Source organism: Bifidobacterium sp. LCP19S3_E9, assembly GCF_052121135.1.
GTDB classification, from domain to species: Bacteria; Actinomycetota; Actinomycetes; order Actinomycetales; family Bifidobacteriaceae; genus Bifidobacterium; species Bifidobacterium thermacidophilum.
On the sequence record NZ_JBQKEV010000020.1, the window covers coordinates 1 to 490 of the forward strand.

Annotated in this window: 1 rRNA gene; it reads left to right on the plus strand. The window is 61.8% G+C overall.

The annotated features are described in order from the left end of the window. Positions 1–100, plus strand: a 16S ribosomal RNA gene (locus ACTQYB_RS08000); the annotation flags it as partial. Between the last annotated feature and the right edge of the window lie 390 nt (positions 101–490).

Genomic DNA, 490 nt, shown 5'->3' on the forward strand with positions numbered 1-490 from the left:
CCAGTTCTGCTGGGGGGAGCCGTCTAAGGTGAGGCTCGTGATTGGGACTAAGTCGTAACAAGGTAGCCGTACCGGAAGGTGCGGCTGGATCACCTCCTTTCTACGGAGAATCTTATTGTTTGCCTGGCATGGTGTCGCGGGGGTCGTCCCCGTGGGTGCCGGGCGTGCTGGCGTGGAAGGATCGTTGCGTCTCCTTGCGGGGGCGGGTATGGGCATGCTGTTGGGTTCCCTGGCCGCCACGGCCTCCTTGTGTGGGGGTTGGCGTTCGGGTGCCCGCCATGGGTTCCTTCCCGGGTGTTCCGGGTGGGGGTGTGTGGTGTGGCGTGGTGGTTTGAGAACTGGAGAGTGGACGCGAGCGGACCGCGTGGCCGCCCCTGTGGGGGTGGCTGGTCGTGGTCTGCTTGTACTGATGTATTTCGACCGGGTCCCCTTTGTTGGGGGTCTGGTTGTTTGTTTGATCGTTTTGTGATCGCAGAGTGTTGATGATCTG